General features: G+C 20.7%; 18 protein-coding genes. 11 read left to right on the top strand and 7 right to left on the bottom strand.

From position 1 onward, the window contains the following. Positions 1–68 precede the first annotated feature (68 nt). The 5 genes from ATP_RS00275 (at position 69) to ATP_RS00255 (ending at position 4,898) form a co-directional block, all read left to right on the top strand. Complete coding sequence (locus ATP_RS00275; protein WP_231834337.1) at positions 69–1,859, top strand: helicase-related protein; 1,791 nt, start codon at positions 69–71, stop codon at positions 1,857–1,859. A 73-nt stretch (positions 1,860–1,932) separates the two neighbouring features. Further along, positions 1,933–2,985, top strand: a complete 1,053-nt coding sequence (plsX, locus tag ATP_RS00270; RefSeq protein ID WP_012504211.1) for a phosphate acyltransferase PlsX — start codon at positions 1,933–1,935, stop codon at positions 2,983–2,985. After that, complete coding sequence (gene rnc / locus ATP_RS00265; protein ID WP_012504210.1) at positions 2,966–3,643, top strand: ribonuclease III; 678 nt, start codon at positions 2,966–2,968, stop codon at positions 3,641–3,643. The genes plsX and rnc overlap by 20 nt, the downstream gene beginning before the upstream one ends. Further along, entirely contained in the window at positions 3,636–4,250 is a 615-nt protein-coding gene (locus ATP_RS00260; protein ID WP_012504209.1) for a DnaD domain protein, read from the top strand. The genes rnc and ATP_RS00260 overlap by 8 nt, the downstream gene beginning before the upstream one ends. A gap of 150 nt (positions 4,251–4,400) precedes the next feature. Continuing rightward, complete coding sequence (locus ATP_RS00255) at positions 4,401–4,898, top strand: immunodominant membrane protein (RefSeq protein WP_012504208.1); 498 nt, start codon at positions 4,401–4,403, stop codon at positions 4,896–4,898. 94 nt (positions 4,899–4,992) lie between these two features. Here the strand turns inward: ATP_RS00255 and ATP_RS00250 are convergent, their stop codons facing one another. The 7 genes from ATP_RS00250 to dnaX form a co-directional block, all read right to left on the bottom strand. After that, complete coding sequence (locus ATP_RS00250) at positions 4,993–6,618, bottom strand: CTP synthase (protein WP_012504207.1); 1,626 nt, start codon at positions 6,616–6,618, stop codon at positions 4,993–4,995. Further along, positions 6,615–7,490, bottom strand: coding sequence for a phosphatidylserine decarboxylase (locus tag ATP_RS00245; protein ID WP_012504206.1), 876 nt, complete (start codon positions 7,488–7,490; stop codon positions 6,615–6,617). Before ATP_RS00245 ends, ATP_RS00250 begins: the two co-directional genes overlap by 4 nt. 12 nt (positions 7,491–7,502) lie before the next feature. Next, positions 7,503–8,246, bottom strand: a complete 744-nt coding sequence (locus ATP_RS00240) for a CDP-alcohol phosphatidyltransferase family protein (protein ID WP_012504205.1) — start codon at positions 8,244–8,246, stop codon at positions 7,503–7,505. Positions 8,247–8,377: 131 nt separating this feature from the next. Continuing rightward, entirely contained in the window at positions 8,378–8,725 is a 348-nt protein-coding gene (gene rpoE / locus ATP_RS00235) for a DNA-directed RNA polymerase subunit delta (protein WP_012504204.1), read from the bottom strand. Further along, positions 8,722–9,342: a recombination mediator RecR gene (gene recR / locus ATP_RS00230; protein WP_012504203.1), complete on the bottom strand. Its 621-nt coding sequence runs from the start codon at positions 9,340–9,342 to the stop codon at positions 8,722–8,724. Before recR ends, rpoE begins: the two co-directional genes overlap by 4 nt. Positions 9,343–9,344: 2 nt before the next feature. Continuing rightward, positions 9,345–9,629: a YbaB/EbfC family nucleoid-associated protein gene (locus tag ATP_RS00225; RefSeq protein ID WP_012504202.1), complete on the bottom strand. Its 285-nt coding sequence runs from the start codon at positions 9,627–9,629 to the stop codon at positions 9,345–9,347. 18 nt (positions 9,630–9,647) lie between these two features. Beyond that, on the bottom strand, positions 9,648–11,390 hold the full coding sequence (gene dnaX, locus ATP_RS00220; protein WP_012504201.1) for a DNA polymerase III subunit gamma/tau: 1,743 nt from the start codon (positions 11,388–11,390) through the stop codon (positions 9,648–9,650). 407 nt (positions 11,391–11,797) lie between these two features. Here dnaX and ATP_RS00215 point away from each other — a divergent pair, with 407 nt between their 5' ends. The 6 genes from ATP_RS00215 (at position 11,798) to ATP_RS00190 (ending at position 21,210) form a co-directional block, all read left to right on the top strand. Beyond that, on the top strand, positions 11,798–13,060 hold the full coding sequence (locus ATP_RS00215; RefSeq protein ID WP_012504200.1) for an aminopeptidase P family protein: 1,263 nt from the start codon (positions 11,798–11,800) through the stop codon (positions 13,058–13,060). Between the two features lie 649 nt (positions 13,061–13,709). After that, on the top strand, positions 13,710–15,113 hold the full coding sequence (locus tag ATP_RS00210; protein ID WP_148208573.1) for a hypothetical protein: 1,404 nt from the start codon (positions 13,710–13,712) through the stop codon (positions 15,111–15,113). A 57-nt stretch (positions 15,114–15,170) separates the two neighbouring features. Beyond that, entirely contained in the window at positions 15,171–16,064 is an 894-nt protein-coding gene (locus ATP_RS00205; protein ID WP_041186051.1) for a hypothetical protein, read from the top strand. A 24-nt stretch (positions 16,065–16,088) separates the two neighbouring features. Next, positions 16,089–17,492, top strand: a complete 1,404-nt coding sequence (locus ATP_RS00200) for an AAA family ATPase (RefSeq protein ID WP_012504197.1) — start codon at positions 16,089–16,091, stop codon at positions 17,490–17,492. A 90-nt stretch (positions 17,493–17,582) separates the two neighbouring features. Next, entirely contained in the window at positions 17,583–20,492 is a 2,910-nt protein-coding gene (locus tag ATP_RS00195) for a hypothetical protein (protein ID WP_012504196.1), read from the top strand. Then, on the top strand, positions 20,485–21,210 hold the full coding sequence (locus ATP_RS00190) for an FtsH/Yme1/Tma family ATP-dependent metallopeptidase (protein ID WP_041186050.1): 726 nt from the start codon (positions 20,485–20,487) through the stop codon (positions 21,208–21,210). Before ATP_RS00195 ends, ATP_RS00190 begins: the two co-directional genes overlap by 8 nt. Positions 21,211–21,652 lie beyond the last annotated feature (442 nt).

Here is a 21,652-nt window from a genome sequence, read left to right as displayed (position 1 = left end):
CAATAAACTCCTCTAATTTTATTTTAAATTTGAAATTAACACAAAATAATATAAAAAAATTTATTGATTTGATAAAACAAAAGCCTAAAAAATATGAAAATTATCTTTTAACTGAAATTAACAACTTAGAACATCAAAAAGATGTGATGATTTATGGTAAAATAGCGAGTTTACCAAAATTATTCAAAAAAAAAGTTTTCCGAATTCATTTTAAAATTTTTTTAGAGAATAATATTTTAATTGAAGTAATAACTTTTAATAATTTATATTTGTTGGATATATTGAAGATAAATCAAATTATTATAGTTAAAGGTAAGTATTATAATGATAAAAAAACCATAATAGCTAGTTTAATAAGTACTAATTTAGAAATTGATTTTCGTATAAAACCTATTTATAATTTTAAAGATATTTCAGATAAAAATGTAACCAAAATTATTAAATATATATTAAATAAATATCCCCAGTTAATTAAAGAAAATTTACCTTTAAAGATAATAAAAAAATATAATTTTATGACACGAATAGAAGCTTTTAAAAATTTACATTTACCAGAAAATAATCAAAAATTAAAATTAGCTTTTAAAAGATTAAAATATGAAGAAGCTTTTATAATTAGTAAAAAATTATTTCAAATTAAAAAAAATTTGCCATTTAAAGATCCTTTAGAATATAATATTAAATTAGTAAAAAAAATTATTACTACTATTCCTTTTGAATTAACTTTGAGTCAAAAAAAAACCATTAATTCTATTTATAAAGATTTTAAAAAACAACATCAAGTTCAAAGATTAATTCAAGGCGATGTAGGATCTGGAAAAACTATTATAGCTTTTTTATCTGCTTTCGGAGTAATTACTGCTTATAAACAAGTTTTAATGATGGCTCCAACAGAAATTTTAGCTCAACAGCATTATCTTAATTTTAATAAAATGTTTCCAGGAGTAAAATCAGTTATTTTAACTTCTAAAAATAAAAAAAAAGAAATTTTAAAAAAACAAATTAAAAATAATGAAATTCAAATGATAATTGGAACTCATATTTTGGCTAATATAGATTTTTTTTCTTTAGGTTTAGTTATTATTGATGAACAACATAAATTTGGTTTAGAAATTAAACAAAAAGCTATTTTTAAAGATCCAACAGCAAATATTATTTATTTAACAGCTACCCCTATTCCTAAAACCTTAGCTTTAACTTATTTAGAAAATATTGAAGTTTCTTTTGTGGAAAAAAATGAAATGTTAAATAAAAAAGTTATTACTCAACAAATTAAAAAAAGGCAAATGTTAGAAATTTTAAAAAAAAATCAACAAAACAACTCACAAACTTATATAGTAGTTCCAGCAATTAAAGATAATAAAAAAAATTTTAATATTGTCCAAATAACTGATTATTTAGAAACGGCTAATATTGATAATTTATATATTTTACATGGAAAACAAAATAAAGAAAAACAAGAAACATTAATTAAAAATTTTATTAATAATAAATGTGGTATACTTTTAGCCACTACTATTATAGAAGTTGGTATTGATATTCCAAATGTTAATACTATTATTATTTTAGGTGCTAATTATTTTGGTTTAAGTCAATTACATCAATTAAGGGGCAGAGTGGGGCGTGGATATAAACAAGGATATTGTTTTTTAATTACTGAAAAAGAAAATGAGCGTTTAAAAATTTTACAAAAAGAACATGATGGTTTTGTATTGAGTAACTATGATTTGAAAAAAAGAGGCCCGGGAGAATTTTTAGGCCTTAAACAAAGTGGTTATTTTAAAAATAGATTTTTAAGATTACCGCAAGATTTTAAAATTTTAAAACAAACTAAAAAAGATATAGAAGATTTATATTAATTAAAATATAAAAATAATATTAATTAGTTAATTTAAATTAAAAAATATAATGAAAGAGGTAAATATTTTTGTTATGACTCGATTAGCTATTGATGCCATGGGTGGAGATTTTGCACCAAATGAAATTATTAAAGGTACCATTATGGCTTTATCAAAAACTTCTAATTTAGAAGTTATTTTATATGGAAATCGAAATATAATCGATGTTTTATTAAAAGAAAATATAAATAATAATTTTTTTAAAAATATTACCAAAAAAATAAAAATAATTCACACTGATAATTTTTTAAGTATGGATGTTCAAAACTTAAGGGAACAATTGAGAATTAAATCTGACGCTTCAATGTTTTTAGCTTTAAAAGATGCTAATGATAATAAGGTAGATGGAGTTATTAGTGCTGGCCCTTCTCAAGCGTTAGTTTTAGCTTGTCATTTATTTATTAAAAAATTTGACTTTATGAAAAGAATTGCTTTCTCGCCTATTTATAATTCTTTTGATAATAAAACACGTATTTTATTAGATGCAGGAGCTAATATTGATTTAAAACCGGAAAATTTATTATCATTTGCTATTTGTGCTACTGTTATAGCTAAAGAATTATTAGATATTAAAAATCCAGAGATAAAATTACTTAATATAGGTTCCGAAAGTTCTAAAGGAAGAAGTTTAGAATTAGAAACTTATAAATTACTTAGTCAAGAAAAAAAAATTAATTTTTGTGGTAATGAAGAACCACAAAATTTATTAACTACCACAGCTGATATTTTATTAAGTGATGGTTTTACTGCTAATATTGCTTTAAAAACTTATAAAGGTGCTATTAATAATTTAAGTAAAGCTTTTAAAAAAATTTTGACTGATGGTTTTTGGGTTAAGATTATTAGTAAATTATTTTTTCATAAACGAATTCAAAATATGAAAAAAAAAATTGATCCTAATGAAGTAGGTGGAGCTATGATTTTAGGTTTAAAAAAGATCGTAATTAAAGCTCACGGTTCTTCTTCTGCTTATGCTTTTTGTAAAGCTATTTTGCAAGGTAAAAAATTAATTGAAGCTGATGTTATTTATAAAACATCAAAATATTTTAATGATAATAATAAATTAAATGTTATCGACACTAATTAAAAAATTAAAAATTAAACCCAAGCAAATATCTTTATATAAAATGTCTATTACTCATAGTTCTTATGCAAATGAAAATAAATTAAAGAAAAAAGACAATGAAAGGTTAGAATTTCTAGGTGACGCTGTTATTAATCTTTTGATGGCGGATTATTTATATACAAAAAAAGAAAAAGAAAACGAAGGTTTTATGAGTAAAAAAAGAGCTCAATCTGTTTGTGAAGATTCTTTAGTTATTTACGCTAAAAGTATTCAACTTCAAAATTATATTTTACTTGGTAAAGGAGAAAAAAATAAAAATATTAATAACTCTATTTTAGCCAATGCCTTTGAAGCTTTATTTGGTGCTATTTATTTAGATTTAGGTTATTATATAGCTAAAAAGGTATTTATTTTGATTGTAATTCCTCGCTTATCCAATATTATTGATAATATTGATTTTAAAACTCAATTACAAGAATTAGTTCAAAGTCAAAAAAAAACAATTAGTTATTATATCACTGAAGAAAAAGGATTGGATCATTCTAAAGAATTCACAGCAGAAGTTTTTTTAGAAAAAAAAAATGTTGGACGTGGTTTTGGAAAAACTAAAAAATCCGCTGAACAAGATGCAGCTAGATATGTTTTGAATATCTTGTCTAAAGGAGAAAAAAATGATTAAAAAACTTTATGAAGAAGGTAATTTATTAATTGAAAATATTTTAATTAAAGAATATCATAAATTAAAATTAAATATTAAAGAATTAACAGTTTTACTTTTTTTATTTAATTCTTATAAAGAAAAAACTTTTTCTTCATCAGAATTAGCCAAAAAAATTGGTTTTTCTAAAAATGAACTAGAAGAAATTTTAGAGCAATTAATAAAAAAAAATTTTTTTCATTTATTTTCAGAAACTAAAGGAAATAAAATTATTGAAGTTTTTAGTTTGGATAAAACTTTTGATAAAATAAAACAACTTTATTTACAGGAAGAAAATAAAAAAATATTTGAAAAACAAAAAAATCAGTTATCAGAGACAATTGAAATGATAGAACAATTTAAAGGTAATTGTTTAACTTCTTATGAGTTGGAAATTATTAAAGATTGGTATCAAAATAAAAAATATAATCATTATAATATTTTAGAAAATATTCAACAAGCTCAAAAATTAAACAGATTTTCTGTTAATTATATAGAAAAATTATTAAATCAAGAAGATTTTTTAAACGTAGAACCAAATGATAAAGCTGATCAAATTTTAGATAAACTTTTTAAAAAAATTAAATAAAAAATGCAATATTTATTTGATTTTTTGAAAAATTAATTTAATATGTTGTTTTATGTTATAATAAACAGTGTATTAAATTAACAATTGTTTACTAAGTAGATTATTATAATTTAATATAAAAAATTATTTAAAAAAAAGGAGAAAAAAATAATGGAAGCAAATCAACAAAAAAAAATACTTATAGGTGTTGGTTCAGTTGTTGGTGCTTTAGTTTTATATTTAATTTTAGCTTGGTCTATTAGTTTCTGGCCTTTTTCATCACAAAGTAAACAAGAAATTTTTGATGATCTTAGCAAAATAACATTTGAAAATGAAGTAGCAGAAACAAATACCATTTTTAGTAAAACAGCAACTGAGAGAAAAAAATTTAAAGAAGAATTTATAGATAAAAAAGTTAATAAATTGGTCGAATTGGCTAATAAATTAATAACACCAAAAATTACTGAAGGCGATAAAACAACATCTTATAATTCAGCCGTTGAATCATTGAAAAAAATTACAGACAACCAAAAATCATTAGTAGAACATAACGACGATTTTTGGAAAGCAGACACTAATAAAACCGCAGTTCAAAATGAAATAAAAATTATCATTGAAGAATACCCAAAATTTAAAACACAAATAAAAACTGCTTTAGATTTGAAATAAATTTTTAATATTAATATTTAAAATAAAAAAATACTAACTAAATATATATTTATTTTTAATAAATATAGTATTAGAATAGTATTTTTTTTTTATTTTAAAATGCTTTAATTTTAACTATAGTTTGAATGAAATTTTTAAATAAAGGATGTGGCCTTAAAGGTCTTGATAAAAATTCAGGATGAAATTGAACTCCTATAAACCATATATGATTTTTTAATTCAATAATTTCAGGTAAATTTTCTTTATTATAAAAACCAGATATTATAAAATTTTCGTTTTTTTCAAATAATCTAATATATTTAGAATTCATTTCGTAACGATGTCTATGTCTTTCATAAATTATTTCATTTTGATAAATATTAAAAATCTTACTATTAAGTTTTAAATTACATTGATATAACCCTAATCTTAAAGTTCCTCCTAAATTTAGACTATCTATTTTAGGTTTAATAACTGGTTCAGAAGTTTTTTCATTAATTTCGGTAGAATCAGCATTTTTCAAATTTAAAACATTTCTTGCATATTCGATAACTGCTAATTGCATTCCCAAACATATTCCAAAAAAAGGAATGTTATTTTCTCGAGCATATTTTATAGCTATTAATTTACCGTTGGTGGCTCTAGAACCAAAACCACCAGGAACTAAAATACCATCACATTTTTCTAAAATTATTTTTATATTTTTGTCATTTATATTTTCTGAATTAATCCATTGAATGTTAATATTTACATCGTAAAAATAACCAGCATGTTTTAATGCTTCTACAATTGATAAATAAGCATCTTGTAATTGGACATATTTTCCTACTAATCCAATATTGATATTTTTTTTTAAATTTTGAATACGTGATATTAGTTTTTGCCAACAAGATAAATCTAAAGAAAATATTTTTTTTTCTATTTTAAAGTGTTTTAAAATAAAATTATCAATACCTTGATTAGATAAATTAATAATCATTTGATATAAAATATTTACATCTAAATTTTCGAAAATAGCTTCTTTTTTTACATCACATAAAGAAGAAATTTTTTTTTTGATATTTTCTGAAATAGTACTATGACTTCTTAAAACTAAAATTTGTGCTTGAATTCCTAATGATCTTAGTTCTTTAATACTGTGTTGTGTAGGCTTGGTTTTAATTTCCTTAATTGAAGGTAAATAAGGAATTAAAGTATTATGAATATATAAAACGTTATGATAACCACAATCATAACGCATTTGTCTAATTGCTTCTAAAAAAGGTAAAGATTCGATGTCTCCAACAGTTCCGCCAACTTCCACAATTAATATGTCTGCTTTGGAAAATTCAGCTGCTCTAAATAACCTTTTTTTGATTTCGTCAGTAATGTGAGGGATTACTTGAACAGTATTTCCTAAATATTCTCCCTTTCTTTCTTTATTTATAACTTCTTTATAAATTTTACCTGTAGTTATACTTGATTCTTTAGATAAATTTTCGTCTAAAAATCTTTCATAATGTCCTAAATCTAAATCTGTTTCAGAACCATCATTTGTTACAAAAACTTCACCATGTTGATAAGGACTCATTGTTCCTGGATCAATATTAATATAAGGATCGAATTTTTGAATAAAAATTTTTAAACCTCTATTTTTTAAAATTTGACCAATTGAAGCTGCCGTAATACCTTTACCTAAACTAGAAATTACCCCACCAGTAATGAAAATAAATTTAGTATTATTAGTTTTTAATTTTTTCATTTACTGTACCTTTTTTCTCCAATTGCTTCACCTATATTTATTTTAGTTTCGCATTTATTTAATGTATTTTTAAAAAAAATATCATCAAATTTAACTATATTTTTTTTAATTAACAAAATAATAGTGGAACCACCAAAAGCAAAAAATCCTTTTTCTTGTCCCTTTTTAAAAGATTTGTATGGATGATTGAAAATTTTTCCAACAAATAAACCACCCACTTCAATTTGTATAATTTTTCCAAAATTTTTTGTAAATAAAACGTTATATTCTCTATAATTTTCGCAAAAAACGTTAAATTTTTTAAAAGCAATTGGATTTACTGTATGGAATTTACCTTTTATTTTAACAGCTTGATGTTTAAAAATACCATTATCAATAAAAATATAACGATGGTAATCACTGGGCTCTAATCTAAAAATTAAACAATAATCATTTTTATATTCTTCAGCTAATTTTTTATTTTTTAATAAATTATTTAGACTATAAATATTATTTTTAATATGATAAACATCATTTTTTTTAATTTTATAAAAACTTAAATTTGATTCACAAGGACTAATAAAAATTTTATTATTTTTTTCAAAATTAATTTTTTTATATTTACGAATAAAAAAATCATTATAAGAAAAAAATTTTTGTTTTTCAAATAAATTTAAATCTATTTTATTTTGTTTTATGATTTTTTTAATATGTAGTTTAGAAAAAGGTGTTTTTGCGTATAAACCAAAAATAAAAGAAATAATTTTAGATGTTAAAACTTTTAAAAAAAATCTTTTTAGAAAATTTTTTTCTAAATTATAATATAAAAATTTTTGATTTTTACTAGATACTTCTTTTTTAATAATTTTTCCCTTTCGATTTACTATTTTCATAATTTATCGATTTTATTCTATTGCTGTAAATAATTGTAAAAATATTAATAAAAAAATCACCAAACAAGAAAAAAAACTTAAAATATTTATATATTTTTTTGTAGGTTTTTTAATTTTAATTTTAGGGAAAACGAATAAGAAGGTTAGAACCATTACTAAAATAAAATAAATATTAATAATTATATAATTTAAATTAATCAGTATTTCTTGATTTCTTTTGAATATTTTTGATATTATGGTTTTAATTAAAATAATAAAAGGAAAAATAATAGCTGAAAAAGTTACTGGAATTCCTATAAAAAATTGTGGATTATTATTAGGAATTTTATCTTGTAATTTTTCTTCACTGATTGCATTAAAATAAGAAAGTCTAATTAAAGCTGCTAATACATAAAAAGAGCTTATAAACCAAAATAAAATATAAATTTGTGGTTCTCCTCTTATTGATAATAAACTTTTTGGTGCTTGAATATCATCATTTTGTATTAAAGCATAATTAATAAAAATAGGTAAACAACCAAAACTAATGATATCTGCTAAAGAATCAATTTGAATTCCGTATTTTTTTTCAAAAATAGTTCTATTTTTTTTACTACGACTTACTAACCCATCAAACATATCACAAATGCCTGCGATTAATAAACAAATAGTAGCCAATAAATACTTGTCGCCTAAAGCCAAACCAATACCTAAAAAACCCATAAACAAATTTAAATAACTTAGAATAGTTGTATAATTATATATTCCTAACAACATATTTAATAGCCTCATTTTTCATATAAAAAAATACTGATAATTGAATAAAAATAAAATATTATTTATTTTTTTTCATATATCCCATAATTCTTTATCGTATTCATCATATTCTTCTTGTTCTTCTTCTAATATTATTTTTTCTTTTCGCTACTATCATCATTATCATCATTATAAAAATAATCTTTACTATCAATATTTTCTTCTTCAATTATATCTTTTTTATCATTAAAAAAACAATCTTTATCCCATAATTTTAAATTATTTTCTTTTAAAGTCCAAAGTTCTTCTCCGCAAAAAATAAATTTCGAACTTAAAGTAATATCTAAATATAATTGAGAAATTTTTTCATAATCTTTTGAATCTATTTTATTAATCACACAAATTTGATTTATTAAATCATTAATAGTCATTGAAAATTTATTTTTTTTTAAAATTTCTTCGGCAAGTTCTAAATGATTTTTGTGTTTTAAAATTTTCATTCATTTTCTCCTTTAAAATTATTTCTGTTATTGATAGCGTTACATAATGTTTTTTCATCAAGATAATTAAAATCTAAACCTATTGGAATTCCATAAGCTAATTTTGTGATTTTAATTTTTTCATCTTTTAAGTATTTTTTAAGAAATTTTTTTGAATATGTAGCAGTTATTTCACCTTCCAAAGTGCTATTGGTGGCAATAATAATTTCTTTAATTGTTTTTAATCTATCTTTTAAAGAATTAAAATTTAAGTTTTCAGGTTTGATACAACGAGAAAAATCGATTAATCCTCCTAAAATATGATAAAGACCATGATAATGATTTATTTTTTCAAAACAATAAACATCACGATTATCAGCCACTATCATAATAGTAGAATGATCTCTTTGTGAGTCAGAACAAAAATTACAAATATTTTTTTCTGTAATATAACCGCAAATATTACAACTTTTGATGTTATTGACTAGTTCTTTTAAATGCTTTGATAAATATAAAATTTTATTTTTATTTTTTTGATTAATTAAAAAAAATGTATATCTTTCAGCTGTTTTTTTTCCTACTCCAGGAAGTAAAGTAAAACTTTCTATTAGTTTTTCAACGGTTGGCGAATTTTTCAAAATTAAAAACCCCCTGTAATTTTATTAATCATTTTTTTAAAATCTATATCAATTTTTTCTAAAGCATCATTAAAAGCTAATAAAATATTTTCTTGTAGTAAATCTTTGTCTTTTAAAATCATTGGTGATACAATTTGAACATCAATTACTTTTCTAGTTCCTTGTAACACTATTATTATATCTCCGATTTCACTATGAAACTCTTTTTTTTCTAATTTGCTGCGAACGTTATCAATTTCCATTTGGAATTTAAGTATTTTTTTAATAAAGTTTGTATCTGTACTCATTTTTAAACCTTTTTTAAATCAATCCATTTCTTCTTTTATTTCTATTATATCTTTATCAAAAAGTTTTTCTGTTAAAGATAAAACACTTTTATTTTTAGGTAAATTTTGATCAGTTATTTTTTTTTCATTATGTAAATATTTATTAGATAAATTGTTTTCTGCTTTATTTAGATTTTCATTATTTGGTAATTTTTCTTTATTTAAAATTAATTCATTATTAATATTTATTTTTTTATTTAGTAAATTTTCTTTATTTTTAGTTAAATTTTTATTAGAATACAAAACTATTTTATTTTTATGTTGTAAATAGTAAGTTTCATATAATTTCCAATTTTTTTGTAAAATGACAACAAAATCTTTGATGATATTTTTTTTACTGTTTAAAATAGTTAAAATTTGTTTTTTAATATCTTTTTGTTTTACATTTTCTAAAATTTCAGACTCTTCATAAACTAACAACATTTCGTTGTTTAATCCTACAGCTATTAGTTTTCCTTTAAATAAAAAATTAGCTGCTTTTTTGAGTGTATTATTTTTATATGATTTTAATTTATACCAAGCATTTAATATTAATTGTTTTTTTGATTCATCAGAATTAAACAAAATATCAAAAATTTTTTTTTGATATTTTTCTTTTTGATAAGGTAATTGTTGTGATATTTCTATATTTTGTTTATAATTTAAAAAAACTTTATTTTCATGATTTTTGAAAATTTTCGATGATAACATTTGAATAAAAATTATTTCTAAAAAACTTTCTTTTAAATCGCTATTTTTTAAATTTTGTTGATAATCAATTAAAGTTTTTAAAACATAATTTGCTAATTCTAAAGAAAAATTTTCTAATTTAATTTTTTTATCATGAGGCGATAATAATTCTTCTAATAAACAATTTTTTAAAATAATAATTAAATCATTAAATAAAATTAAAATATTTTTACCTTCATTATTAATTTTGTCTAATAAAGATATTATTGAATTTAAATCTTTATTAAATGTATATTGTAATAATTTGATTAAATTTGATTCTTCTACTGCACCCTTAATTTCTTGAACACATGTAACTGTGATTAAATCTGTTTCATAGGAACTAATTTGATCTAATAAGTTTAAAGCATCTCTTAAACTACCTTGAGAATAAAAAGCAATTTTTTCCAAAGCTTCTTTATCGATGGATATTTTTTCTAAATCCACTATTTCTGTTAGTTTTTCTATTATATGTTGTTTTTGAATATTTAAAAGATGAAAATGTTGTGTACGAGATAAAATTGTTTCAGGGATTTTATGACTTTCGGTTGTTGCAAAAATAAAAATAACATGTTTTGGTGGTTCTTCTAATGTTTTTAATAAAGCATTAAATGCATTTCCTGTTAAAACATGTACTTCATCAATAATATAAATTTTGTATTTTAAAAAATTAGTTTTATAATTTATTTTATTTTTTAAATCTCTAATTTCTTCAACACCATTATAAGAAGCGCCATCTATTTCGATAATATCAGAATTTTGTTTATCGATTATATTGCAGGCTTCACAATATCCACAACAATCACCATCTTTATTATTCAAACAGTTAATTGTTTTAGAAAATATTTTAGCTAAAGTTGTTTTTCCAGTACCTTTATTACCACTAAATAAATAACAATGGCTTAATTTTTTATATATAATAGCATTTCTTAAAGTTTGAATAATAATTTTTTGTCCAACAACATTTTTAAAAAACTTTGGTCTATATTTACGGTAAAAAGCTATATAAGACATATAATTCTCCTTGAAAAAAATTAGTAAATAGAGAGTATTTTAATAATTATTTCAAATTTGAATATATTTAAATAATAAAAACAATTGTGTTATAATCGTACTATATTTAATTTAAATATTTAAATAAGGGTAATTATACCTATTAAATATTATAACATAAAAAAATAATGATATGAATAATTACTTTGCTTAAAATACAAAGAATATGATTAATAAATTTTTTTAAATTAATAATCATGTTTTTATATTGGGTTTAAATATAATTTTAAAATTTAATTTTTCTATGTTATAATTAGTTTAATTTATTTTTTATTGTTATTGAATTCTTATTATAGAAATGTATGTTTTCATTATTTTTAAATATAAGAGTAAAATTTTTAAGTTATTTAAGTTAAGGGGTTTTATTAATGTTTTTACAAAATAGAAATAATTTTATTAGTCAAATGAAAAATAATACGATAGCTTTATTTTATTCTGGTGTTAGTGCATTTAAAAATGGTGATCAAAAATTTCCTTTCGAAGTTAATCGTAATTTTTATTATTTAACTGGAATTAATCAAGAGAATACAATTTTATTATTGATCAAAAAAAATAATCAAACTCAAACTTTTTTGTTTGCTAATGTTTCTGATCAATTAACTTTATTATGGGATGGAGAATTTTTAAGTTTTAAGGAAATTGCTGAAATTTCTCAATTACCATTATTAAATATTTTAAATATTTTAAGTTTTAATAAATTTTTAAATCAAAAAATTAATTTTATTAAAAATTATCCTCAAGAAATATTTAAGGGTATTTATCTTGATTTATTTTGTTTGCCCTCAGAAATTTCTATTAATTGGGCTTTCAAACAATTTAAATTTTTATCAAATTTATATCCTTTTTTAAAGATTTATAATAGTTCTTCTATATTATTTTATTTAAGAAAACAAAAAAAACTGGAAGAATTAGAAAATATTCAAAAAGCTTTGCATGTTAATCATCATGCTTTAATAAATATGATAAAAAATATTAAAAAATGTAAATATGAATATCAAACAGATGCTCATTATAATTATTATTTAGAGAAAAATCAAACTAAAAAATCTTTTGATACTATTGCGGCGTGCGGTAAAAATGCCTTGATTTTACATTATAATAAAAATAATAATTTATTAAATAAAAATGAACTTTTATTATTTGATGCTGGTGTGGAATATAAAAAATATTCTTCCGATATTACTCGTTGTTATCCTATTAGTGGTAAATTTAATTCTTTTCAAAAACAAATTTATAATTTAGTTTTAGAAACAAATAAAAAAATTATTGAATGGGTACGACCTTATCACACTTTTGGTGAATTTAATACCTATGGTAAAGATATTATGGCTAAAGGATTAAAAAAAATAGGATTATTTAAAGAAAATACCAATATTAATCAATATTGTTATCATAACTTCGGACATCATTTAGGTTTAGATCTACATGATTTAAATTTTTCTCAAGATGATATTTTAGGAGAAAATAGTGTGGTTACTGTCGAACCTGGTTTATATTTGCCTGAATTTAATATTGGAATTCGTATCGAAGATAATATTTTAATTAAAAATAATGGAGCAATTAATTTATCACAACATATTCCAAAAGAAATTTTTGAAATTGAAAATTTAATGCAAAAATTTATTAATTAATAAAATTTTTATTTTTAAAATATAATTAATTTTAAGAGTTTATATATTTTAAATTTTAAATGTTAATATTAATTTTAAATTTAAATCTTTATGATTTTTAAAGATTTTTAAAATAATAAAGATTTATTCATAAGGTTGAAATAAATAATTTAAAAACCATATTTCAAAATTTTTATAATTTTAACTTTTTAAAAACATTCAGACTAACAATTTATGTTAGTCTTTTTTTTATTGCTAAAAACAATAATTATTGGTGTCTTAATGAAAGATAAGGATACTAATAATACTTTGATGATCATTTGAGAAATTTACATAGATATTATTTTTGTAATCTATAAAAATTACTTCATCACACTTTATTACAATGATTCTTTGATATTTTTTTATTTTTTTATCATTTTTGATCATATTTCCTTTCTTTTTTTGTAATAAACATCAACATATTTTTTAATTTAGCTTTTTTTAAATTTTTTATGATTCTAATATTTTATTTGTTTTATTTGTTTTATTTTTTAAATTATATTATGATTTATGTAAATATTATTTTTTTAATTATTAAAAATTATTAAAAAAGGGGAGGTTATGAATTTTCAAATTTTCAAATATGATTTCAATAAAAAATTTTTCTAAGAGAATTAAAATAATCATTTTGTCATTTGTATTATTAATTATTTCCTTAATTATTATTTTTTTAATTTGCTGTTTTTATTATAAAAAAAATAAAAAAACTAATTATGAAGTGCAAGTTGATTATTCAATTCTACTTAAAGAAGTTGAAACAGAAATTAATGATATTCATCGTAAAGATATTTTTAAAAAACTTTTATCTTTTTGCGAAGCTAAAAAAAATAGACAACAATTAATATTTAATTGGGAAACTGATGATACTACAATTAATAAAATAAAAGAAGAATTAAGAAAAATAATAGTTATCCCAATTAATTACAATTTAAATACAAATAATCAACGTTTTGAACAAGAACAACATTTACAAACAAATTTTCAATCTATTTTAAAAAATTTCTTTCAAAAAATAAAGCAAGAATATGTTAATTATAGCGACGACAATAATTTGAGTGAAAATAAAAAAAATAGTTGTATAACAATTTTTTTTGAAATGCAAATAGAAGATTTATTATCTAATTTGAACCAATGTGTTCAATCAAATACAACAATAAAAAATGATTTGGATTCTAAATTAAACGAATTAATAAAAAAAAATAAATTTTATAAAGAATTTCAAGAAAAACAAAAAGAAGTAGAAAATTCACTTTTAGGTTTTGAAAAAGAGGTAAATCTCAAAGCTTTTTTTATTATTAAACAACATTTTTTAAAATATAAACAATTTTTAGAAATTATTTTTAAAAAAAAAGAATTTATTTTAAATAATGGTTTTTCTCCCAATTCCTACCAAATTTTTCAAGAAAAAGCATTACTATTAACAGAACAAGAAAAACTACTATATGATCAATATGATCAATTAAATCCGAATTTACAATTACAAATTAATCAATTAAAATATATAATTACAAGCATTACTTCTTATTTAGGTCAAATAGATGTTATTATAAAGAGAATAAATACTTCTTTTGATGAAAAACGAAGTAAAACAACAGAAGAAATCAGAGAATGTAACAAACAAAAAATTATTATTCCATATTTGCGTCAATTACATACAGTTTTATTTTCGTATTTTCGATTACCATCGAAAGTTATTAATGACTTAGATAGTGGCTTAGAACATAAATGGGGTGAATTACCAAATTTATCAACGTTTCAACAAAACAGTTATAATAACATCATCATTGATTATATGAAAGATATGACTAACGAAAAAACATTTAGACAATTATGTCAAAAGTTATCAAATGATAATATATCATATTATTATGATAAATCATTTTCAACATTTCCTTATGAAGAATCTAATTTTATTTTAAATTCGGATATAGAAAACGAAAATTTAAAACACAAATTTGACAACGAAATAATATTGAAAGTGTTTCAAGAATTACAAAAAAAAAATAATCAATTACAAGATATTTTATTATAGTTTATTAGAAAATTCTTTATAAAAAATTAAATAATAAATAAACAGAAAGTGAAAAAAATGGAAATAAAAAAAAATCATTCATCAGTAAATCATATTGATAATAATTCTAATAATATAAAAATTAAATTCATTGCAATAATATTATTTTTTTTTATTTTTATAAATTTATTTCTAAGTATTTACTCTTTATATAAGGTTAATAAAATAAAAAATTTAGCACCAAAAACAGATATTCCAAAAGAATCTAATATTATTACTAATAATAATGGTACATTAGTTGTTAATTCATTAGATTCATTGAATAAAATACAAGAAATGTGTTTACAACAATCTTTAAACAACGATATAGACTCAAAATATTATCAAAATTTAACAACAGTTATTGAATCATTAAAAAAATACCAAAATAATGAAGAAAATGATCAAAAAAATAGAGATATTTTTGAAAAATCACTTCAACTTTTTCAGTCGGATAATTTAGAACCGGATCAAAATGTTATAGAATCATTTAGTGAATATAGAGAACAACAAGAATTAATAAATCTTATGAAGGGTTTCATAGAATGTTGTCGTAAGCATGATGAATTTAAAATTACTTTAAATAGTAATATAAATTCTTTAAGTGAATTAAATACATGGGAAAAATTAGAGGAAAAATTAGGACAAAATAACAATAGTGTAATTGTAAATTTAATAAAAGATATAGAATCTGGCAGAGTTTTTTTAACTTTTTATGCTAATTTATTAAATATTTTACTTATACAAAAAGAATTTCAGCAAAAAATAAATAATTCATCAATACCATATGAAAAATTAATATTAAAAAGCATAGATCGTAATTACAATTTATTTTTCTTGAAATCAATTAGAAAAATCATTAGAAAAATTAATACAACAAAAGAAAACAAAATTCCAAGACAATTTTCTAATTTGATAATGGGCATAAAATAATTCTAACGATTAAAGGGATAAAAAATGAAGATAAAAAAAATAATATTTTTAACTTTAAGTATTTTGATTATAATAGTTGCAATAATTATATTAGTTTTTGTCAAAATAAGTAATTCGACTAGTGTTAATAATAATCAAAGCACAAATATACATAATTCTGAATCAGAAGAAAAATTTTCAGAATTAAAATCCAAACCTTCTTCTGTCGCTACTAATTATAATAAAGATAATTTATCAATTAATGATGATTACCACAACAGAATGATAAAGATAAATAATAATATTGGATTAGTAGAATTAATGACTCCTCCTGATATTAATTTCGAAGAATTTGATAAATTTGAGCAAGTTTATGGTTCATTTCCTCAAAAAAAATTTTTAGAAAAAATACAAGATATGTTTAATAATAGTGATAATTATCAATTAAGAAAAGCAGATAATCAAGAATTCTTTTTACGTGCTACCAAACATAAAACAAATAAATTACCTAAAGGTGTAGTTTTTTATGGTCCTCCTGGTACTGGTAAAACTTATTTAGCTAAATGTTTTGCTAAAGAAGCTCAAATGAGTTTTTATACCATTACTACTTCAGATAGTTTAGAAAAAATTGAACAAATATTCAAAAAAGCACGTAAAAATAGCCCTTCTATCATTTTTTGTGACGAAGCAGAAGAATTAATGAAATCAAGAGTTTCAACTAATCTTGAAACAGGGGATGCTAAAAAAACTAATCTTTTTTTACAGGAATTAGATGGAGTTAAAACAGATCCCGAATATCCTATTTATTTTATTGCTGCTACAAACTATATAGATCGTATTGATTCTGCAATTCTTTCTCGTTTAGAAAAGTTATATTTTGGTTATTTAAAAGAAGACGAAAGATTGGGTTTTTTAAAAAATTCAATGAAAAAATATGAATGTGATCCAGCAGCTTATGAATATTTAACACAAATTGTAGAAATGTTTAATAAATCTTTACGACAACCTGAACATTTTTCCGATTTAATAAAAAATCAACATTATATGATTGATGCAATCGGAATCAAAGAATCTAAAGGTAAATTAGAAAGTGCTAATGATAAATTATTAAAATATAAAAGATTTTTAGAATTTTATAACCAATACAAACAATATAAAGATGCATATAATACTACAGATAAAGAAAAATACAAAACAAACCCAAACATGCAACAAAAGACTGTTATGCCAGAAGAAGCTACTTTTGATGAAGATTTAGAAATGGTTAAAACACATTTTTATGATATTCAATCTCATCGTAAATTAGATATGTTAATCGATAAAGCAGCGAACTTAGCATCTGGTCATGGGCATTCAAGAATTTTAATAAGTGATTTAAATGAAGCTTTAAGTGAATATTTAGGTCCTACAATTTTTGATCAATATTTGAAAATAAAAAATAAGAAATGATTGGGTGGGAACTTATAAATTGGATGAATAATTTAATAGCTTTAAAAAATAAATAAAATTAAAATAATACATAATGAGGTTAAAAAATTAATGATAAATTCAATAGATTTAAAGAATTTTTTAAAAATCAATCTTAATTATAAAAATAAATTTCAATTTACTATTATTTATTGTTTATTTTTTATTATTTTTTGTTTCCAAGTTTTAATTTTTTTGAATTATTCTATAACATTATCAGCATCATCATTATCTTTTGATAATTCGTTAATTGAAACACAAAATCAACAACGTCGAGAACAAGAGGAATCATTTAACGAAAGATTAAAAAATAATTCTAATGATTTTAATTCTGCAATACCGAAAAATAATGAAAATAATATAAATTTAGTTGTTCAAAACATTGAAACAAAAAAACAACAACAACGTGAAGAACAAGAGAAAGAATTTGATGAAAGACGAAAACAATTTATTGAAGATTATAATAATCAAGGTTATCAAGATTTATTATCAGAATTAAAAGAACCATTGATTCAAGAGATTTATCAAAAATCATTACAAAAATTAAGTACAACAAATTCGGAAAGAAACAATAGTATTCAACCACCGCAATTTAATGATGATGATTATAAAAAAATTGTTTTATCTTATGGTGGTTATGGTGGCTTTGTTGATAGTAATAATATTGATTATATTCGATCTAAACAAAAAGATAATGATAAGCAAAATTTAAAAAGAACTCAAATTTTTAGTCAAACACCTCGTATTGCCAATACACAATTTAGAATTGAAATAATGAATGATTATCATGACGATATTTTAATACCTTTAATAAAGCAAGATAAAGAAAATTTAAAAACTTTTCAGGAAATTATTCTTAAATTACAAAGTTCAACCAATAATCAGAAATCATTAGATATTCCTTCTTATCAATTTAAAGGTATACCAATGGAAGAAATGGAAAAATTTAATACTGAACTTGCACTTAATGATAATAATAATTTTGATATTCAAAAATTAGATTTTCCCTCTTTAACTAAATATATCGTGGATCAAAGTGATTCTAAATTTTTACAAGCAATACAAGAAATTAATCAAAACATAAACATTGATATTAATAAAGAATGTTCTTTTTTATTCAGTGTTGAAGAAGAGACAGAGACAAAATCATCATTACTATTAAAACAAGTAATAGAATATTTAAAATTGGAAAATAATCCTATTAAAAATAGAGAAACTCTTATTAAGAATTTAACAAATAGAATAAACGATTATTATTCAAAAATACTTGTTCATAATAAAAAATTAGAACATTTGTTAACAGAATCATCATTTTTAACAACAACAAATGATGTACATGAACAACAATTTCCAACCTTATATTCTTTATATCATAGATGGCATAATAAAAATTATATTTTAAAATCAGAGTCAGATTTACAAACACCAAATCATATAAATGCAGAAATAAAAGATATTTTTCAGGGTTTATCTGAAAGATTTATTCAACAATATACAAAGATATTGAAATCATTTGAAGCTAATAAAAAATATATTTTATTAGATTTAGAAAGACAAAAAAAGGAAATTGAAAATACGTTTACTTCAAATAACAACAATGGCAATAATTTTTTTTTACAGGATAAAGATGTATTAATTAGATTATTAGAAAAGGATATTAAAACGATAAATGATGACATAAGCGAAAAAAATACATCGTTAGAAAAACAATATAATATAATTGATGCAAAAATTAAAGACTTTATAAAATTTTTGTCTTCGGTTCCGAAAAATTCAATTCAATCATTATTTAATTCAACAATTAATGACTATTATATAACAAAAACTTCAACATTCATAAAAGAAAATTCACAATTTATAGAGACAATAAGAAAAGAAAATGATGAAAAATCATTAATCAAATCACAAATACAACAAAATATATGCCGATTAGAAAGATTAAAAACTCCGCATCCTTTTCAGCAAGATCAACGAACAACATCGACTATAGAACATTCAAAAAAATTATTGAATGATAGTAGTAAGAAATTATTAGATGACATAAATGATATGATAAAAAAAATAAATAATAGTTTGAATAATAAACCACAAGAAGCAATTTCTATTTTAGACACTACATTAATTAATAATACTTTTAATGATATCACGCAAAATTCAGAACATTTTTTATATCAAAAAATTAATTCATTGAGACATCATGATGTTTTAATGCTTAATGTTATTGATCCATTGATATTGAAATATAAAGACATTTTTGAAACAATTGAAAAAATTATACAACAAAATAATGATATAATTAAGCGAAGACAAAAAGATATAATTTCATTATCGAATATTATAAAGGAAGAATCTTTAATATTATTTGATGATGAAATAAAAAATCGTGAACAAGTATTACAAAAATTTAAAGATAAATACACAAAGAAATATGATTCCATACAAAAAAATTTATTAAATGATAAACAAAACTTTCAAAAAAACAAAACTACGAATGACTACTACTTGGTTCAAGTTAAAAATTTAAATAATCTATTAGAATCAAATAACAAAATTGAACAAAAAATACAGTCGATTCAAAACTTAATTTCAAAACAATTAACACAAGAACAGGTATTAGAAAAATTTTTTGATCAAAAAAAAGAGGATTTCAACCAAATAGAACAAAAATTATCATCAAATGAATTATTTAAAATACATAATTCATCATTATTGTCTTCACCAGAAAATATTCAAAACTTGAAAAATCTCATAACAAACACCAAAAAAGATATTAATGCAATAAACCAAGAAATAAAAAGTAATATAGATAATAATACAGAACAACCCTTACGTAGCTTTATTCAAAATAATGATGAATATTCATTATGTCAAAACTGGATTATAGAACTATTAAACTTTAATCATAATGTAAATGATATTAATATATTACAAAATTTAGATATTTCAAAAACAGAAGGGCATAAAAAATATTTATATGTTTAATAACAACGAATATTGTCGAGATACAATAAATCGAAAAAAGTATAAATATATTTTTTTAATGATATTATTATTGGAAATATTATTTTTGATTTTGATATATTTAACTAATAAAACAGATATTGATAATTTTTTTGATGAAGTTTATCAAAATGTATTTCCCCAAAAACCACCTTATGAAATAATTTCTGATCAAGAACCACAAAAAAATCTTATTGATTATAAAAAATATCACGCAGAAGAATATTATACAGCTTATCATGAAGCAGGTCATTCTTTAATTTCTTTATGTTTGTCATCAAAATCAAATAATGCATGTCAATTTATCAAAGCTGATATTTTACCCGAAAAAAACACTTTAGGTAAAACTTATACTAGTTATTTTTCAAAAAACCCTATGTTACAAGTTTTTGTTGCTTTGGGAGGTGCTGCAGCTGAATTAATTTTAAAAGATGATCACAAGATTCCTTTCTATAAAGTGGGTGAAGGTTGCGGTTCTGACTTAATATCAATTAAAAAAAAATTATTAAAATATCAATATTCTGAATTTCAAATGAATCAATTCATTCATGCAAATATTAAAAAAGTTAAGTTTATTTTAAATCAAAATAAAAAATATTTAGAATACATTGCTGATTTATTATTATCTCGTAAGAAAATTACTCATCAAGATGTAAAACACATTATTCCTTATTTAAAAAAACAATTTATTTTAAAATAAAAGACGCCGATGAGTTTTTTTTAAAAATAAAAAAGAAATTAAAATTTAGAAAATCAAAAAAAATTTATATTACTTTAATCATTTTTATTTTAATATATTAATTTTTGAAATTTAAATAATTAATAAAGTTACATAAAAAACAAGTAAAAAGCTTTTTACTTGTTTTTTTATTTTATGTTGCTATAATATTGAAAATGTTTAATTAATTTATTTTTGAATGAGGTTAAAATAAAAATAATTTTTACGAAGTGTTGCATTTTTTTTATACTTTTAGAAAAAAAATAAAAAACCATTTAGATTTTTGTTTTATTTTTTTTATTTTTAAAAACGATGATTTTTAAAAAAATCCCTACACTAATATATAGCCAATTTTTTGCGAAAACTTTATAAAATTTTTTCATTTTGTTAAGTTTTGAATTTTAATATTGAACAGTGCGTTTAG

The sequence above is a fragment of the Candidatus Phytoplasma mali genome, assembly GCF_000026205.1.
Taxonomy (GTDB): domain Bacteria; phylum Bacillota_I; class Bacilli_A; order Acholeplasmatales; family Acholeplasmataceae; genus Phytoplasma; species Phytoplasma mali.
This window is presented reverse-complemented; position numbering and strand designations above follow the sequence as displayed.

Coding starts and splice junctions, on each gene's coding strand:
- plsX (WP_012504211.1), top strand. CDS start 1,933: ATGACTCGATTAGCTATTGATGCCATGGGTGGAGATTTTGCACCAAAT.
- rnc (WP_012504210.1), top strand. CDS start 2,966: ATGTTATCGACACTAATTAAAAAATTAAAAATTAAACCCAAGCAAATA.
- ATP_RS00260 (WP_012504209.1), top strand. CDS start 3,636: ATGATTAAAAAACTTTATGAAGAAGGTAATTTATTAATTGAAAATATT.
- ATP_RS00255 (WP_012504208.1), top strand. CDS start 4,401: ATGGAAGCAAATCAACAAAAAAAAATACTTATAGGTGTTGGTTCAGTT.
- ATP_RS00250 (WP_012504207.1), bottom strand. CDS start 6,618: ATGAAAAAATTAAAAACTAATAATACTAAATTTATTTTCATTACTGGT.
- ATP_RS00245 (WP_012504206.1), bottom strand. CDS start 7,490: ATGAAAATAGTAAATCGAAAGGGAAAAATTATTAAAAAAGAAGTATCT.
- ATP_RS00240 (WP_012504205.1), bottom strand. CDS start 8,246: ATGTTGTTAGGAATATATAATTATACAACTATTCTAAGTTATTTAAAT.
- rpoE (WP_012504204.1), bottom strand. CDS start 8,725: ATGAAAATTTTAAAACACAAAAATCATTTAGAACTTGCCGAAGAAATT.
- ATP_RS00225 (WP_012504202.1), bottom strand. CDS start 9,629: ATGAGTACAGATACAAACTTTATTAAAAAAATACTTAAATTCCAAATG.
- dnaX (WP_012504201.1), bottom strand. CDS start 11,390: ATGTCTTATATAGCTTTTTACCGTAAATATAGACCAAAGTTTTTTAAA.
- ATP_RS00215 (WP_012504200.1), top strand. CDS start 11,798: ATGTTTTTACAAAATAGAAATAATTTTATTAGTCAAATGAAAAATAAT.
- ATP_RS00205 (WP_041186051.1), top strand. CDS start 15,171: ATGGAAATAAAAAAAAATCATTCATCAGTAAATCATATTGATAATAAT.
- ATP_RS00200 (WP_012504197.1), top strand. CDS start 16,089: ATGAAGATAAAAAAAATAATATTTTTAACTTTAAGTATTTTGATTATA.
- ATP_RS00195 (WP_012504196.1), top strand. CDS start 17,583: ATGATAAATTCAATAGATTTAAAGAATTTTTTAAAAATCAATCTTAAT.
- ATP_RS00190 (WP_041186050.1), top strand. CDS start 20,485: ATGTTTAATAACAACGAATATTGTCGAGATACAATAAATCGAAAAAAG.